This window comes from Halorubrum ejinorense, assembly GCF_039522565.1.
Taxonomy (GTDB): Archaea; Halobacteriota; Halobacteria; order Halobacteriales; family Haloferacaceae; genus Halorubrum; species Halorubrum ejinorense.
On sequence record NZ_BAAADQ010000001.1, the window covers coordinates 20,435 to 35,425 of the forward strand.

Consider the following 14,991-nt stretch of genomic DNA (forward strand, 5'->3'; position numbering starts at 1 on the left):
CGCGCGCTTATAAATGGCGTCGCCGCCTCAGTCGTCGGCGAGCGGGTTATCGAGGTCGATCTCGCCGGCGTCGATCTCGGCTTCGACCTCGCGGACCGCGGTCACCATGTTCTCCATCTTCCCGTACGCGATGTCGCGGGGGAGCAGCTTCAGCCCGCAGTCGGGCGAGATCGTGAGCTTCTCCGGCGGGACGACGCGCAGGCCCTGTCGGATGTTCTCTTTGATATCCTCGACGGGCTCGATCTCCGCGGTGTGCGCGTCGACGACGCCGAGCGCGAGGTCGGGCTCGAACTCGGGGTCGGTGAACGTGGGTATCTGCTCGAAGTCGCCGTTCGAGAGCTCCACGTCGAACTCGTCGATGGGGTAGTCGTTGATCTCGGGGTACACCCGCGAATAATCGCCGTAACAGACGTGGAGGCCGATCCGGACGTCCTCGTCGATGCCCGAGACGATGCGTTCGAGCGCCTCGCCGACGATGGCGTGGTCCTCCGGCGTCGTCGCCAGCGCGGGCTCGTCGATCTGGATGTAGCGCGCGCCGGCCTCGACCAGCTTCTCGACCTCCTCGTTGACCAGGTCCGCGAGGTCGTAGACGAGCTCCTCGGTGGAGGGGTACGCCTCGTTGAACGCCCAGAAGCCGAGGGTGTACGGCCCCGTGATCGGGACCTTCACCGGGCGCTCGGCGACCGACGAGGTGAATTCGAACTCGTCGACGAGCCACGGTTCGTCGTACTCGACCTCCTCGACCACGCTCGGCTTGTCGAAGTAGTTGTGGCCCCACACCTTCACGGGCCCGTTGAACTCGTAGCCGTCGATGCGGTCGGCGAAGAACTCCACCATCTCGTTGCGGCGCATCTCGCCGTCGACGACCGTGTCGAGCCCGGCGCGCTCGTGTTCGTGGGTGATGAGCCGACAGGCGTCGTCGTGGGCCTCTTCGAGGTCCGACTCGTCGAACTTCGAGTCGGGGTCGTCGACGAGCTCGTCCGCGCGGTTCAGCCACTTCGGCTTCGGGTACGAGCCGACGACGGTCGTCAGCAGGAACGCGTCGTTCGGGTGGTCGTGCGGGCGGAACTGGTCGCGGTTCGCGTCTGGGTTTCGGACCATCAGTCGAGCACCTCCGCGGCGGCGGCGAGCGCGTTCAGCTTCGCGCGGTACTTGTTTTCGGGCAGGTAGAACAGCTCGGTGTTCGGCGTGAGGTAGGTCCGGTCGAAGCCCTCCAACGGGATCTGCGACTCGAACCACTCGACGCGCTCGGCGACCGTCTCCGGCTCCTCGACGAGCGTGTTCTGTCCGTCGACGAGACCGAGCGAGAGCGAGTCGGTCGAGCCGAACTCCTGAACGTTGTAGACGGTGTCGTCGCGGTCGCCGGCGACCAGGTCGAGGCCGAGCGCGTCCGCTCCGGCCTCGTCGACGAGGTGGGCGTACAGCTTCTCGCCGAGCGCGCCGTAGAACGTCTGGACGACCACGTCGGCGTCGGTGGCGTCGGCGACCGTCGCGATGGCGTCCGTCGCGGTCGACTCGTCGCCCTCGGCGGGCGGGTTCGTGACGAGCGAGGGCTCCAAGAGGAACAGCGTCTCGTGGGACGGGAACGCCTCGACCTCGCCGGCGAGGAACTCCGCGACCGCCGCCTGGAACTCGGCCGCGTCGCCGTAGTGGTCGTCCGTCGCGAGGTCGGCGAGCGAGTACGGGCCGGGGAGCGTCGCCGCGAGCGACGCGTCCGCGGCGCCGTCGGCGTCCGCGAGCAGGTCGGCCGCGTCGGACAGTTCACCGGCCACGTCGCCCGAGAAGCCGAGGTCGTCGACGACGCGCGGGTCGCGGTAGAAGTTGTTGTTATCGTAGTATCGGACGATTCCACCGGTCTCGACGGCGTCGCTGACGGTTAAGGGGTGTGCGATCATGTCGTCCCAGCGACCCTGCCCCTCGGATATCAGGTCGAGGCCGGCGTCGAGTTGGTGGCCGACGTACGCCTCGCGCACCTCGTCGTACTCCGCGACGATCGCCGCGCTCTCGTCGCCGCTCAGGAGGTCACCCTTCTGGTGGCCCTTCAGGTCGGAGAGCGTCTCTTTCGCTCCGTCCGGGAGCGGGTACAACCCCGGCGTGGCCGCGACTCGTTCGGTCATTACCCGTGGTTCGATATACCGCCGTATAATATTTGCTAATGCGGATTATGTCCGGAGGTAATTCGGCTGCGGTCCGGGCTACGCCCGCCGCAGCGCCAGCACGGTGAGCGTCTCGAAGGGGAACGACTCCTCGACGACCGGCTCGGCCGCGAATCCGGCGTCCGCCACCAGCTCCAGCACCTCGTCGTACCCGGTGAGCGAGGAGACGAGCAGGAGGACGACCCCGTCGGGCGCCAGGACGCGCCCGACGTCGTCGAGGAACGGATCGATGAGTTCGCGGCCGGACTCGCCGCCCGAGAGCGCGTGCTCCATCCAGTCGTCCCACTCGTTGTCCGGGTCCGTCGGGAGGTACGGCGGGTTGAAACACACCGTGTCGAACGCGTCCGCTCGGAACGGGGAGAGCAGGTCCGCGACGATCCCCTCGACGCCGCGCTCGCGGGCCTGGCGCGCCGCGTGCGGGTTGAGGTCGCTGCCGACGGTGTCGAGCCCCCGCTCGTCGGCGATCCGTCGGGCGACCCATCCCGAACCCGTGCCGACCTCCAGCACGCGACCGTGCGCCTCCGCGACGGCCGCCTCGGCGAGCAGACCGGAGTCCTCGGCGGGCTGGTAGACGACGGCGTCGTCGAGGCCGCGTCGCTCCGCGAGGCCGTCCGCCGACTCCCCGTCGTCAGACTCCCCGTCGTCCGGCTCGGCGTCGTTCATCGGTCCGACCCCTCGGCGTCGTCCGCGGTCGAACCGGACTCCGCCCCCGACTCGCCGGTCGCGTCCTGTCCCTCCCCGTCACCGCGGGAACCGCCACGCTTCGCGGCCCGGTCCTCCACGGAGGCGTCGAGCCGCGGCCCGGAGGCGTCGTCCGTGCGGGCGGAGAGCGTCTGCTGCGGGAACGGGATGACGATCCCGTCGTCTTCGAGCGCGCGCTTCATGGCGCTCATCGCGGCCGTCTGGGTCCGCCAGCGCTTGCGCATGCTGGGGTTGCGGATCCAGTAGCGGAGCCCCAACACGACCGCCGAATCGTCGAAGCGCTTCGTCACGGCGTTCGGCTCGGGCATCTCGCCCACGTCGTCGAGGCCGGCGACCGCCTCCTCGACGACCGCGATCGCGCGGTCGACGTCGGTCTCGTAGTCGATCCCGACCTCGACTTCGATCCGCAGGCGGTTCCGCCGGGAGCGGTCGACGATCGAGCCCGAACGGACGGTGTCGTTCGGCATCGTGATCACCTCGCCGTCGAACGAGCGGAGCCGTGTACTCATGATCGATATCTCGGTGACCGTTCCCTCGTGGTCGCCGATCTCGACCCAGTCGCCGACCTCGAACGGTCGGGAGAACATCAGCACGAAGCCGGCCAACACCGCGCCGAGCGTCTGTCTCGCCGCCATGCCGACCACGATCCCGAGGAACCCCGCGCCGACGAGGAGGCTCCCGACGTTGTCGGTGAACAGCCCGACGACCGCGATCAGCGCCGACGTGTACACCGTCAGCTGCGTGAGCCGGAGGATGACCTCCTGCTGGTGGTCGGAGATCGACGCGCTCTCCGCGCCGATCTCGCGGATGAGACCGCCGAGGAAGTCGGTGAGCGCGTAGGCGGTCGCGAGGAGGATCACGCTCAACACGACGTTCGACAGCTGGTCGGCGCTCAACGCCGACTGGGCGGTCTCGAGGAGGGCGCCGCTCCGGTCCCACACCGCGATCAGCGCGATCGCGCCGAGCGCGGTGGCGACCCCGACGGCCGCCGACAGGAGCAACCGCTGCGTGGAGGAGAGGTCATCGTCGCGTCGCTTCAGCCACCGGGTGAGGTATCGCACCGCCAGCACGGTGACGACGACGGCCACCGAGGCGGCGAACCGCTGGAGGTTGCTCGTGAGGGCGCGCTGGAGCTCCGTCACGAGGCCGATCCAGCCGGTCATCTCACACCTCCGTCGGCGACCCGTGCTCGCGGGCCAACTCTGCCAGCGCGGCGAACGCCGGGGGGTCTAGCGTTCCGGGGCGACGCCCGAGTAGGTCCTCGTCGGCCGCGTCGACGACCGCCTCAGGCTCGTCGAGGCCGGAGATGTGTCCGGTGTTCCGCACCGCGTTCCGGACCGTCTTGCGACGCTGGGTGAAAAGCGCCTTCACGAACCGGAGGAAGAACGCCTCGTCGCCGACGACGTAGTCGGGGTCGCGGGGGGTACACCGCACCACCGCGCTCTCGACCGCCGGCTGGGGGTCGAACGCCTCCTTCGGGACGCGCTCGACGATCTCCACGTCGGCGTAGTGTTGCGCCGACACCGAGAGCCGGCCGTACTCCGATTCGCCGGCCGACGCGACCATGCGCTCGGCGAACTCGGCCTGGAACATCAACACGAGCGGCTTCTTCTCGGGGAGCAGTCGGAACGCGATCTCGGAGGAGACGCCGTACGGGAGGTTGGCGACGCAGGCGGTGAACGGCGGGAGGTCGACGTCGAGCGCGTCGCCCTCGACCACGTCGAGGAGCCCCGCGTCCAGCGCCGTCGCGAACTCCTCGCGGAGGAAGTCGGCGAAGTCGCGGTCGCGCTCGACGACGGTGACGCGGCCGGGATCGGGCCCCGCGTCGGCGGTTACCGCCGCCAGCAGGCGGTCAGTGAGGGCGCCCGCGCCGCCGCCGATCTCCAGCAGGTGACCGGCGTCGGCGTCGTCCGGGAGGTAGCCGGGGATGCGGTCGAGGACCCGGTCGTCGACGAGGAAGTGCTGGTCGCGGTCGGGGTCCGCGCGCGTGCCGGCCCGCCTGGCGAGCGCGTCGGGGTCGCGCCGCCCGTACGCGGCGCCCTCACCCGTCGATGAGTCGGTCATGGCCGGGGTACACGCGGTGTTCGGGTAAAAGTCTCGTTTCGGGGTCGATCCGCCGCCGATCCGGTCGACTCACTCCTCGCGACCGACGAACGTCCGGTACTTCAGGTCGTCCTCGCGGATCTCCTCGACGATCCGTTCGAGTATCACTTCCCGCGGTCGGTGGAGTCCGGCGATGCGCTCTTCAACGTCGTCGAAGCTCTCGAAGGGCCCGCGCTTCCGCTCGTCTAACAGGTCGTTCCGGAGCTTCTTGCCGATCCCCGGCAGCAGGTTCAGCTGGTGGAGCCGGAGCGTGATCGGCCCGGCCTCGTTGTAGAATTCGACGAACCGCCCCTCGTCGGCAGCGACGACGTCCTCGACGGCGTACTCGACCTCCGCCGCCGCGTTCCGCGTGAGGTCGTCGAACGACACCTCGCGGTAGCGACCGACCGCGGGGCCGTCGAGCGCGATCCGGTCGCCGACCGATGCGTCGGAGTCGTCGTCGAGGGCGAGCTCGTACAGCGCGAACGAGGCGTCCCCGAGCCCGTACGCCACCGGCGACTTGCGTGACTGCGGGCGATCGTCGTCGGGCCGCCCGTTCGGCAGCACGTCGAGCAGGACGGCGGTGGGACCGGCGTCGTCGACCCCGTTCGCTCCGGCGTCCGCGGCGCCCTCACCCCCGTCTCGGTCGTTGCCCGGCGTCTCGTCGCCGTCGGCGTGGCTCATGTATCGTTTAACGCTCCGAGCGGTGAAAAAACCGCTGCCGGGACGGACCACGCCCGCGACCGGCGACGCCCGGATTCAAGAGCGTTGAGTGCCACGTGATACCATGGCAGAACCCGACCCGGAGGAGCTGGTTCGACTCGTCGAGGCGTTCCCGGGGGGCGCCCCCGAGGCGGACGCGGGGCCGCTGGCGACGGCGGACGCGGAGCGCGGGGACGCGGGCGGTCGGACGGCCGACGGACGGACCGACGCGAGCGACGCCGCGCGGGTCGACGACCTGCTCGACGGCGCGTACGGTGCGCTGACGCGAGAGTGGCTCCCCGAGCTCCGTCGGCGCGTCGCGGCGCACGCGGACGGCGACTGCCTCCGCGAGCGGGTGCTCGAACACGTCGAGGCGGTCCCGTCGTTCCGGCTCTCGGACGGGCCGACGATCCTGACCGAGCGGCGCGAGGCGCTCGCGGAGGCCGCGGCGCTGCGCGACGACGTCCGCGAGATCGCGGAGTGGTACGGAACCCTGCGGTCGCGGCTGGAGGGCGACCGGGCGTCGCTGACGCGGGGCGAGCGACTGCTCCACGACTTCGGGTACGCGCTGGCGTACGGGCTGTTCCTCGGGGCGTCCTCGCCGGGGGCGGTCGTCCGCCGGCTGCGGCTCGCGTACCGGCTCGTCGGGGTGGACATCGACGACACGGCCTCCGAGGCGGGCGTCGAGCGCACGACGTTCACCTGTCCGTACCGGAACGTCGCGGCCGGGACCCGCGGCGATCGATGGGTGTGCCACGAGAAGCTCGACCGCGTCGACGACGGGTACGTGTCGTACCTCGCGGAACGGGGTATCGCCTACCAGCGGCCGCGCGGCTGTCCTGGCACGGAGCAGTGTCAGTCGACGGTCGCTCGGGACGGCCCGGAGCAGTGGTGGCCGAAGACCCCGCCCGCGGCCGTGGGCGCCGACCGGTGACCGACGACGGAACGGCGGCCTGCGACCCGGAGCGCCTGCGGCGAGTCCGCCGCAGCTACGACGCTTGGGCGCGAGTCTACGACTGGTTCGCGCGGGCCACGGCGTCCGTCGGCGGCGTCCGGGCCGCCTGCGTCCGCGGGCTGGACCTCGCGCCCGGCGACACCGTCGTCGAGTTCGGCTGCGGTCCCGGCGTCAACCTCCCCGCGCTGCGGGAGGCCGTCGGTCCGACGGGGCGGGTCGTCGGCGTCGACGTCTCCACCCGGATGCTCGACCGGGCGGCGGCCCTCGTCGAGCGCCGCGGGTGGGAGAACGTCTCGCTCGTCGAGGGCGACGCCGAGCGCCCGCCGGTCGCGGCCGCCGACGGCGTCCTCGCGACCTTCGTCACGTCGCTGTTCCCCGACTCGTACGCGGTCGTGCGCCGCTGGTGCGCCCTCGCCGACGCCGTCGTCGTCGCCGCCTTCGCGCCCGAGGGGAGCCGCCCGGCGAACGCGGCGCTTCGGGCGTTCGTTCGACTGAACGGCCGGCTCTTCGACGCGCGAACGGGCGACCCGCTGGCGCTGTTGGCCGAGCGGACCGCCGCCGCGCGGCGCGCGCTCGACGACGCCACGACCGTCCGCGAGGGACAGCGCCGGCTGTTCGGGACCATCGTCATCGAGGCGGGACGCGACTCCTGAGCCGGCGGGCCGCCGGCCGGACGGGAATGGTGGAAAGCGGAACGTGAGGAAGGCGCCGTCGGGCCGCGTTCAGGCGTACTTCGCGACGACGTCGAGAATCTCGTCGAGCTCCTCGCCGTCGAGCGAGTAGCGCTCCTGGGCGAACACCGAGCGGAGCTCCGTGCGGTCCTCGGGGAGGAGGTCCGTGATCTTCACCGCGGTCGGCAGGTCGATCTGCTCCAGTTCGGTGAGCTCCTCGACGAGCTCTCGCGACTCGTCGGCGTCGAGCTTCGCGAACCGGTTGACGTGCTCGATCGCTCGCGCCAGCTCGTAGCGGAGGTCGCGCTCCTCGTCGGCCGCGCGCTCGTCTTCGATCTCCACGAGGATCTCCTTCGCCTCGGAGGTGGTGACGTACTCCTCGTCGAGCTTCTCTTTGAAGATCGTCATCTCAGTTCTGCTGCGCCCGCATGTGGGCGGCGGTGACGATGAGCGTCTTCGTCTTGCCGCCGTCCGAGATCTCGACTTTGAACGCCGATCCCTGTTTGCCGACGACGGTGCCGGTTCGGCCGTCGAAGCGGGGGTGGAAGCGGCCCTTCGGGACGCTCGGGTCGATCTTGAGGTGGACCTGCGACCCCTCGTCGAACTCCTGGATCGCTCGCTGCGGCGGCGAGGTACCGCGGTCGCGGGGTTTGTTCGAGAGCTTGTCGCGGGTCGCCTTCTGAGGCCCATTGGAACTCGGCATGGTCTTGGGATACGTTCCGCAGCCGCCGTTATAAATCGTGCGTTACGACCCGCTGCGCGTGGCTCCGTCACACACGCGCAGCGGGCGAGAACGCGAGGGGATGGGAACGCGAGCGGATGGGGACATCGGGCAGGGCTCGCGCGCGCTCGGCCGGCGCGTGCGACTACCAGACGCACCTCCCCCTTCCGAAAGGGCTAATCCTGCGAACTCCCTAACGTATTCGTAATGAGCCATCAGCTGCCGGACGTACAGGCGTCGGCCCCCGACGTCACCGTCGGGCTCTCGCAGGTCGGCGTTACCGGCGTGGAGAAACTCGTCAAACTGGCGCGCGGCGACAAGCGACCGATCGTTCTCATGGCGGAGTTCGAGGTGTTCGTCGACCTCCCGAGCGGCCGGAAGGGGATCGACATGTCGCGGAACCTCGCGACCGTCGACGAGATTCTCGAAGACATCACTCGCGACGAGGCGTACCGCGTCGAGGACGTCTGCGGCGACGCGGCGGAGCGACTCTTAGAGAAACACGAGTACACGACCACCGCCGAGGTGTCGATGTCGGCCGAGCTCGTCACTCGCGAGAACACGCCGGCGTCCGATATCGAGACCCAGAGCACGGCGACGATCGTCGCCAGCGCCACCGCCACCGAGAACGGCACGCGCGAGGAGATCGGCGCCGAGGTGACGGGGATGACGGTGTGTCCCTGCTCGCAGGGCATGAGCGAGTCGCGGGCCCGAGACAAGCTCGCCGAGCTCGGCGTCGACGAGGAGACGACCGAGGAGTTCTTAGACGCCGTCCCGCAGCCGGGCCACTCCCAGCGCGGCCACGCGACGCTGACGATCACGACCGACGGTCACCCGGACGTCGACCTCCGGGACGTGATCGACATCGCCCGCGACTCGATGAGCGCGCGCATCTACAACATGGCGAAGCGGCCCGACGAGGACCACATGACCTACGAGGCCCACGCGGACGCGAAGTTCGTCGAGGACTGCGTCCGGGCGCTCGCGGAGGGGACCGTCGACGAGTTCGGTCACCTCCCGGACGACGCCGTGATCCACATGAAACAGTCGAACGACGAGTCGATCCACCAGCACAACGCCCACGCCGAGCGCGAGGTCACCATGGGCGACCTCCGCGGCGAGCTCGGTCGCTAGGTGGCTGGTCGGTCCGACTCGCGTCGCACCCCTTCTGGTCGCGGTCGCTTCGGTCGCCGGTCGCTTCGGTCGCCGGTCGCTTCGGTCGCCGTCCGGTCGCGTCAGTCGAACGCGAGCGGCTCCGACTCCGACCACCGCGGCTCGAACTGCTGTTTCACGCTCGTCGCGAACTCGACGTCTTTCACGTCGATCATGGCGAACGGCTCGTCCGCCGACAGCGGGTGCGGGACCTCGATGCACACCTCGATCTCGTCGAACACGTTGAACGTCCCCTCGACGCCGGGGGCCGTCCTGACCTCGAAGCCGTCCATGTCGGTCAGCTCCGACGTGTACCGGCGGCCGACGCTCCGCGGGAGCTCGTCGACCGTCGTCGGCGACAGCAACACTCGTATCTCGACGCCGCGTTCGAGCGCGGACTCCAGTTCCGCGGTCACGCGCTCGCCGATCGTGCCGAGGTCGAAGCCTGTCGCGGGGGCGCCCGCAACCACGACGACCCGTCGCTCGGCCGCGGAGATCCGCTCTAAGAGGAGGTCGGTCGCCTCCTCCGCGCCGACGGCCGCGGTCCAGAACTGCCCGTCGACCGGCTCGCCGGCGTCGAGCTCCGACGAGAGGTCGTCGACCACCGACTCGTACTGCTCGGCCTGCGTCTGGAGCTCTCGCTTCTTCTCGTCGAGGAGGCGCTCGAGCGCGGCGTCCGGTTCGACCGCGACGTACTTCTTCGGCCGGCTGGCGGCCTGACTGCGCACGAGGTTGTGCTGTTCCAAGCTGTTGAGCACGTCGTAGATGCGCCCCATCGGAACCTCGCTGGCCCGAGACAGGTCCTTCGCCGTGGTCGGCCCCGTCCTGAGGAGCGCGCGGTACGCTCGGGCCTCGTACTCGGAGAGCCCCAGATCGCGGAGAGATGCCATACCCGGGGATGCCGCGGCATCCGTATAAACACGTCGCCCGTTTACGATCCGGACCGGAGCGCGGGAGCGCGCCGGACACCGCGCTGGGTCGTTTCGGCGATCCCGCGGTGGATTCGACGCAGTCCCGGTAACGCGCCCGATCAACCCGACGGCAGGCGTTAGCTCAGCACCTCGCCGACCTGATCCATCAACTCGTCGGGGGTTTCCGCCGGTTCGGAGGCGTCGTCGCCGGCGAAGACGACCGCGGTTCCCGACGGGACCGACCGGGGGAGAGAGCCGTCGGCGTCGTCGGCGTTCGGGACGACCACCTTCTCGTGGTCGGCGACCCGCCACGCGGCGCGGTGGAGGTCGCTTCCGGGGTCGGCGCCGACCCCGATGACGGTCGTGCCGCGGCGCAGCCGACCGACGAGGCTCCCGTAGCCGGCCACCTGGACGCCCAGCCGCTCGGTGGCGCCGGCGAACGCCTCGGCCGTCTCCCGCGCGACCTCGCGGTAGCGGTCCTCGCCGGTGAACGCGGCCAGGTCGGCGAGCGCCGTCGCCATCTCGACGTTGGCGTCGAGCGGGCGGAACGACCGGTCGAGCAGTCCCGGCCCCGAGCGCGGCCCGTCGACGAACGACCCGTCGACGCGGAGCCGACCGATCGCTCGGTCGGCGACGGCGCGGGCGACATCGATCCCCTCGCCGCGGACCCCGGCGGCGCGGACGTACGCCTCGACCACGCGGGCGGCGTCCTCCAGCAGGTCGGACTCGCCGGCCTCGTCGCTGCCGCGATAGTGCGTCACCTCGCCGCTGTCGGCGTCGATCAGGTCGCGTTCGAGCCCGTCGAGTATCCGGTCGGCGTACCCCCGGGCGCGCTCGTCGTCGGTGTAGGCGGTCACCGCGAGCAGGGCGTCCGCGGCGAGCGCGTTGCCGCCGGCGAAGACCGTCAGGTCGCGGCGCGGCTCGTCCAAGTCGGCGCGCTCCTCGGCGGGCGCCGCGTAGTACGCGCGACCGAGTCCGGGCCCGAGGCTCCCGCCGACGCCGTAGCCGGTCCAGAGGTCGTCGGTGAGGAACTCGACGGCGTCGAGCGCGGGGTCGAGGTACGCCTCGTCGCCGGTGTGGAGGAACGCGTTCGCGAACGCCCGCGTCACCGCGGCGTTCGTGTCGAGCGGCTTCTCGTAGGCCACGTCGCCCCAGTCGCTCGTGCCGGCGTACCGGAAGAAGCCGCCGTCGACGTCGTCGGTGAGGTGGTCGCGGACCGCGTCGAGCGTCCGGAGCGCGCGGTTCCGGTCCCGCTTCAGCGCGAACTCGACGGTGCGGGGCAGCGGGAACTTCGCGTCGGTCCCCCAGCCGGCGTAGTCGTCGTCGTACTTCACCTCCACCTGACCCGCCAGGTGGCTCTCTATCTCGTCGGTCAACTCGCCGCGGGGCGGCAGGTCGGCGTTGAGCGCGCGCGGGACGCGCCCGGCGTCGCGGCCCTTCTCGGTCCACATCGACCGGACGGACTCGAGGACCTGTCGCATCCCGTCGACGTCGAGGTAGCCCGCGCCCGTGAGCAGTTCTCCCTCGGGAGTCAGGAAGGCGGTCGTCGGGAACCCGCCCATGTTGTACCGCTCGCGGACCCGCGGGTGGCGGTCCACGTCGACGCGGACGGGGACGAACCCCTCGTTGACGTTGGCGGCGATGCGCGGCTCCGCGTAGGTGATCGCGTCCATCTCGTGACAGCCCTCGCACCACGTGGCCGACAGCGAGAGCAGCACCGGGCAGTCGCGCTCGTCGGCCTCGGCGAACGCCTCTGGGCCCCAGTCGCGCCACTCGACGCGGGTCTCGTCGCTCATACCCGCAGTCGGACCGGGGCGTGGGTAAGCGCTTCGAGAGCGGAAGGCGCGGAGCGAGCACTAGGGGATCGAAGCCGGAGGAGACGGGCGGAGAGAACGGACGCAGGAGGGCGGGAGGGCGTCGCGCCGGTGTCCGAGCGACGCGTCGGCGTTCGGACGAGCGATTCGGCGTTCGGACCGTCAGCGCTTGTGGTCGTGACCGAGCGCGAGCGCGAGGGCGTTCGCGAACAGCAGGGCGACGAACAGCCGCCCGGTACCGTCGTCGAGACCGGAGTACAGCAGGACGGGGTAGGTGGCCGGGATGGCGATCGCCGCCCAGAAGGCGGCGGCCTTGACGGTGCCGGTCATCAGTCCGGCGAGTCGTTCGCCGGAGGCGATCTGCGTCGGAGCGGGGGTTGACATGGACGCTTCTCCGTACGACGGGACCCCACATATACCCCGACGAGGGTTCGCCGAATTTCACCTCGTTTCTCGTTCGATCGAGACGTTTTAAAACCGATTCAGAGCAACTCTAATCGTTTATCGCGTTCTCTAACCCTTTGTTTCGCGATCGACACCGATCGCCCCCGCCAGGACCGATCCGCCCGCTCCGGACCGGTTCGATCGCTTCGGACCGACGAACCCGAGGCCGACCGACTGCCGCGTCACCAACCGCTTTGTCCGTCCGGGGGCGAAGTGAGGGTATGACCGAGACCGCTCGATCCGACCGACGCGACGACCGGAGAGACGGCGACCGTTCGGCGGCGCGCACCGACGGCGGCCGGCCGACGGTGGCCGTCGTCGCCTGCGGCGGCACCATCGCCTCCGAGCCGAGCGACGGCGGCGCGGCGCCCGAGAAGACCGGCGCCGACCTCGTCGAGGCGGTGCCGGCCGCGGCCGACCACGCGCGGGTGACGACCAGAGAGGTGTGTTCACAGCCCGGGTTCGACGTCCGGTGGGGCGACGTGCTCGCGACCGCCGACGCCGTTCGCGACGCGGTCGGCGAAGGGGAGGTCGGAGGCGACAGCGGCGGGACGGCGGAGGGATCGGGCGACGCGGACGGGGTCGTCGTCACCCACGGGACGGACACCCTCGCGGACACCGCGTTCGCGCTCGACCTCCTCACGGACCTCGACGCGCCGGTCGTCGTGACGGGGGCGCAGCGACGGCTCGACGAGCCGTCCAGCGACGTGCCGGCGAACCTCGCGCTCGCCGTGCGGGCGGCCGCGGACGACCGGTTCGCGGCGGGCGTCCACGTCGCGTTCGACGACGAACTGCACGCCGCCCGCGACGCCGTGAAGGGCCACAGCAACGCGCTGTCGACGATGACCTCGCCGGGGTCGGGGCCGGTCGCGACGTTCACCCGGGCCGCGTCGAGGGTCCTCCGCGCACCCGAACGCGGCGTCTCGGTCGAGCCCCTCACGGACGCGATCGAGGGCCCGGCGGACGTGCCGGAGGTCCCCGTTATCCACTCGGGGACCGGCGTCGGCGCGGGCGCGTTCGAACGCGCGCTCGACGCGGATGTCGGTGGGGTCGTCGTCGAGGGGACCGGCCTCGGAAACGTCACCGGCGCGCTCGGAGACGCGCTCGGCGAGGCGGTCGAGTCCGTTCCGGTCGTCGTCGCCGGCCGCCCGCCCGCCGGGCCGACGGAGCCGGTGTACGGGACCCCGGGCGGCGCCGTCACGCTCGCGGACCACGGGGTGACGTTCGCGGGCGACCTGCCGGCCGCGAAGGCGCGCGTCGCGCTCGCGCTCGGCCTCGCAGCCGACCTCGACCGAGACGGGATCGAGGCGCTGTTCGCGCCGCCGGCGTGAGGGCCGGGGACACCCCCGATTTCGTCGGCGATCGCGATGGGTGAGACGCGCGTTTTCGTTTACACGAGGGCCTTATGCGTCGACCGCGTGCCCGGAAGCATGAGCGACCTCACGCGACGAGCGGCCTGCTACGGGATCGGCACCGGAAGCGTCGTCGCGCTCGCCGGGTGTACCGAGGCCGGGGGGCCGGCCACGGGCAGAGACGGGAGCGACGGCACCGACGGGAGCGGCACCGACGGAAACGGAACCGACGGCGGCGACGGCGACGACGATGACGACGGCGGCGACGAGCACTCGTTCGTCGTCCAGCAGACCGGTGCGGCCCTCTCGGGGGCCAGTTGGAAACGGACGGAACGGCTGGGGTTCTGTGCGCTTTTCACCGCGGACGACGATCCCTCGTGGCTGCTCGCCGAGGCGCCCGAGGAAGCGGAGGAGTTCGTCGCCGAGACCGACTTCGCGGAGTCGGTGCTCTGTTACGTCGAGTCGGTCGGGCCGAACACCTGCTACGACGAGATCACGTTCGACGGGGCCGGCGTCGAGGACGGGACCTTCGTCGCGGACGCGACGGTGCTGGGACCCGGCGACGACGACGTGGCCTGCGGCGAAGCGATCACGTACTCGGGTGCGTTCGTCCGGGTCACCGGCGGGCCGCTCCCCGACGCGGCGCGGCTCTCGATCACCGACGGCTGGGGTGAGACTGGCACGCTCCGAAGCGACGACGGTATTCTCGACCCCGAGCGACTCCGCGGCGGGATTCGCCCCGACGGGGAGCCGTCGAGTCTGCCGGCGTCGTTCGACTGCGACGCCGACGGTTTCGAGCGACATCCGCAGCTGTACGAGGGCGGCGTCAACTGGGGTAGCGGCGGGGGAATCGGTTCGGACGGCGACGGAGACGACGGCTCACTCGCGCTCCGGGTCGTGACCGACTTCGGCGACGCCACCGGAGACGAGCCGACGGACGCCGCCGGGAGCGGAGGCGACGGCGACGCGGACGACCTCACCGTCGCCCGCGGGGACCGGTTCCGGATCGAACTGACGAACGTCTCGGGCGACGCGGCGTCCGTCGGCAGTCGGGCGAAGTACAACCTAGAGCTCCGGACAGAAGGCGGCTGGACCGAGCTCCGCGGCACCGACGGCGACCCCGGCGTCGGGTACAACGACCTGGCGATCGCCGTTCCGCCGGGCGGGACGCTGGAGTGGGAGTTCGAGATGACCGAGACTGGACTCGTCGAGGACGGCCCGCGCGCGGACGCCTTCCGGGTCTGTCCGGACCTCGTTCCCGGTCGGTATCGGTTCGTCTTCTTCGGCGCCGACGACCTCGCGGTGGCGTTCGACTACGAGGGGTAAGGC

Annotated in this window: 16 protein-coding genes; 5 read left to right on the plus strand and 11 right to left on the minus strand. The window is 70.9% G+C overall.

Going from position 1 to position 14,991, the window contains the following annotated elements:
* Positions 1-27: 27 nt before the first annotated feature.
* The 6 genes from ABDZ89_RS00105 to ABDZ89_RS00130 all read right to left on the minus strand — a co-directional run bounded on the left by ABDZ89_RS00105 (position 28) and on the right by ABDZ89_RS00130 (position 5,624).
* Positions 28-1,101: a methionine synthase gene (locus ABDZ89_RS00105; protein ID WP_343775311.1), complete on the minus strand. Its 1,074-nt coding sequence runs from the start codon at positions 1,099-1,101 to the stop codon at positions 28-30.
* Entirely contained in the window at positions 1,101-2,117 is a 1,017-nt protein-coding gene (locus ABDZ89_RS00110) for a 5-methyltetrahydropteroyltriglutamate--homocysteine methyltransferase (protein WP_343775313.1), read from the minus strand. Before ABDZ89_RS00110 ends, ABDZ89_RS00105 begins: the two co-directional genes overlap by 1 nt.
* A gap of 78 nt (positions 2,118-2,195) precedes the next feature.
* Positions 2,196-2,819, minus strand: a complete 624-nt coding sequence (locus ABDZ89_RS00115) for a HemK2/MTQ2 family protein methyltransferase (protein WP_343775315.1) — start codon at positions 2,817-2,819, stop codon at positions 2,196-2,198.
* Positions 2,816-4,021 (minus strand): mechanosensitive ion channel family protein, encoded by a 1,206-nt coding sequence (locus ABDZ89_RS00120; RefSeq protein ID WP_343775317.1) that lies wholly within the window; start codon positions 4,019-4,021, stop codon positions 2,816-2,818. Before ABDZ89_RS00120 ends, ABDZ89_RS00115 begins: the two co-directional genes overlap by 4 nt.
* Before the next feature lies 1 nt (position 4,022).
* Complete coding sequence (locus ABDZ89_RS00125; RefSeq protein WP_343775320.1) at positions 4,023-4,922, minus strand: 16S ribosomal RNA methyltransferase A; 900 nt, start codon at positions 4,920-4,922, stop codon at positions 4,023-4,025.
* Positions 4,923-4,991: 69 nt separating this feature from the next.
* Positions 4,992-5,624: a DUF655 domain-containing protein gene (locus ABDZ89_RS00130; protein ID WP_343775322.1), complete on the minus strand. Its 633-nt coding sequence runs from the start codon at positions 5,622-5,624 to the stop codon at positions 4,992-4,994.
* Positions 5,625-5,727: 103 nt separating this feature from the next.
* Here ABDZ89_RS00130 and ABDZ89_RS00135 point away from each other — a divergent pair, with 103 nt between their 5' ends.
* Together ABDZ89_RS00135 and ABDZ89_RS00140 are read left to right on the plus strand one after the other, a co-directional pair.
* The gene (locus ABDZ89_RS00135; protein ID WP_343775325.1) at positions 5,728-6,576 is read left to right on the plus strand and encodes a hypothetical protein; all 849 of its coding nucleotides are present in this window, start codon (positions 5,728-5,730) and stop codon (positions 6,574-6,576) included.
* Positions 6,534-7,250, plus strand: coding sequence for a class I SAM-dependent methyltransferase (locus ABDZ89_RS00140; protein WP_343775328.1), 717 nt, complete (start codon positions 6,534-6,536; stop codon positions 7,248-7,250). Before ABDZ89_RS00135 ends, ABDZ89_RS00140 begins: the two co-directional genes overlap by 43 nt.
* A gap of 69 nt (positions 7,251-7,319) precedes the next feature.
* Here the strand turns inward: ABDZ89_RS00140 and ABDZ89_RS00145 are convergent, their stop codons facing one another.
* On the minus strand, positions 7,320-7,676 hold the full coding sequence (locus tag ABDZ89_RS00145) for an RNA polymerase Rpb4 family protein (protein WP_343775331.1): 357 nt from the start codon (positions 7,674-7,676) through the stop codon (positions 7,320-7,322).
* Between the two features lies 1 nt (position 7,677).
* Positions 7,678-7,971 (minus strand): 50S ribosomal protein L21e, encoded by a 294-nt coding sequence (locus ABDZ89_RS00150; RefSeq protein WP_343775334.1) that lies wholly within the window; start codon positions 7,969-7,971, stop codon positions 7,678-7,680.
* Between the two features lie 225 nt (positions 7,972-8,196).
* Here ABDZ89_RS00150 and mptA point away from each other — a divergent pair, with 225 nt between their 5' ends.
* Positions 8,197-9,123, plus strand: a complete 927-nt coding sequence (mptA, locus tag ABDZ89_RS00155) for a GTP cyclohydrolase MptA (protein WP_343775336.1) — start codon at positions 8,197-8,199, stop codon at positions 9,121-9,123.
* Between the two features lie 101 nt (positions 9,124-9,224).
* Here mptA and ABDZ89_RS00160 read toward each other — a convergent pair whose 3' ends face one another.
* From ABDZ89_RS00160 to ABDZ89_RS00170, 3 genes are all read right to left on the minus strand, one after another.
* Positions 9,225-10,031: a TrmB family transcriptional regulator gene (locus ABDZ89_RS00160; protein WP_343775337.1), complete on the minus strand. Its 807-nt coding sequence runs from the start codon at positions 10,029-10,031 to the stop codon at positions 9,225-9,227.
* Positions 10,032-10,189: 158 nt separating this feature from the next.
* Positions 10,190-11,848, minus strand: coding sequence for a DUF255 domain-containing protein (locus ABDZ89_RS00165; protein ID WP_343775338.1), 1,659 nt, complete (start codon positions 11,846-11,848; stop codon positions 10,190-10,192).
* Between the two features lie 180 nt (positions 11,849-12,028).
* On the minus strand, positions 12,029-12,250 hold the full coding sequence (locus tag ABDZ89_RS00170; RefSeq protein WP_343775339.1) for a DUF8028 family protein: 222 nt from the start codon (positions 12,248-12,250) through the stop codon (positions 12,029-12,031).
* A gap of 281 nt (positions 12,251-12,531) precedes the next feature.
* Between ABDZ89_RS00170 and ABDZ89_RS00175 the strand changes: the two genes are divergently transcribed.
* The gene (locus ABDZ89_RS00175; RefSeq protein WP_343775340.1) at positions 12,532-13,641 is read left to right on the plus strand and encodes an asparaginase domain-containing protein; all 1,110 of its coding nucleotides are present in this window, start codon (positions 12,532-12,534) and stop codon (positions 13,639-13,641) included.
* A gap of 99 nt (positions 13,642-13,740) precedes the next feature.
* Positions 13,741-14,988 (plus strand): hypothetical protein, encoded by a 1,248-nt coding sequence (locus tag ABDZ89_RS00180; protein ID WP_343775341.1) that lies wholly within the window; start codon positions 13,741-13,743, stop codon positions 14,986-14,988.
* The last annotated feature ends 3 nt before the right edge of the window (positions 14,989-14,991 follow it).

Coding starts and splice junctions, on each gene's coding strand:
- ABDZ89_RS00105 (WP_343775311.1), bottom strand. CDS start 1,101: ATGGTCCGAAACCCAGACGCGAACCGCGACCAGTTCCGCCCGCACGAC.
- ABDZ89_RS00110 (WP_343775313.1), bottom strand. CDS start 2,117: ATGACCGAACGAGTCGCGGCCACGCCGGGGTTGTACCCGCTCCCGGAC.
- ABDZ89_RS00115 (WP_343775315.1), bottom strand. CDS start 2,819: ATGAACGACGCCGAGCCGGACGACGGGGAGTCTGACGACGGGGAGTCG.
- ABDZ89_RS00120 (WP_343775317.1), bottom strand. CDS start 4,021: ATGACCGGCTGGATCGGCCTCGTGACGGAGCTCCAGCGCGCCCTCACG.
- ABDZ89_RS00125 (WP_343775320.1), bottom strand. CDS start 4,922: ATGACCGACTCATCGACGGGTGAGGGCGCCGCGTACGGGCGGCGCGAC.
- ABDZ89_RS00130 (WP_343775322.1), bottom strand. CDS start 5,624: ATGAGCCACGCCGACGGCGACGAGACGCCGGGCAACGACCGAGACGGG.
- ABDZ89_RS00135 (WP_343775325.1), top strand. CDS start 5,728: ATGGCAGAACCCGACCCGGAGGAGCTGGTTCGACTCGTCGAGGCGTTC.
- ABDZ89_RS00145 (WP_343775331.1), bottom strand. CDS start 7,676: ATGACGATCTTCAAAGAGAAGCTCGACGAGGAGTACGTCACCACCTCC.
- ABDZ89_RS00150 (WP_343775334.1), bottom strand. CDS start 7,971: ATGCCGAGTTCCAATGGGCCTCAGAAGGCGACCCGCGACAAGCTCTCG.
- mptA (WP_343775336.1), top strand. CDS start 8,197: ATGAGCCATCAGCTGCCGGACGTACAGGCGTCGGCCCCCGACGTCACC.
- ABDZ89_RS00160 (WP_343775337.1), bottom strand. CDS start 10,031: ATGGCATCTCTCCGCGATCTGGGGCTCTCCGAGTACGAGGCCCGAGCG.
- ABDZ89_RS00165 (WP_343775338.1), bottom strand. CDS start 11,848: ATGAGCGACGAGACCCGCGTCGAGTGGCGCGACTGGGGCCCAGAGGCG.
- ABDZ89_RS00170 (WP_343775339.1), bottom strand. CDS start 12,250: ATGTCAACCCCCGCTCCGACGCAGATCGCCTCCGGCGAACGACTCGCC.
- ABDZ89_RS00175 (WP_343775340.1), top strand. CDS start 12,532: ATGACCGAGACCGCTCGATCCGACCGACGCGACGACCGGAGAGACGGC.
- ABDZ89_RS00180 (WP_343775341.1), top strand. CDS start 13,741: ATGAGCGACCTCACGCGACGAGCGGCCTGCTACGGGATCGGCACCGGA.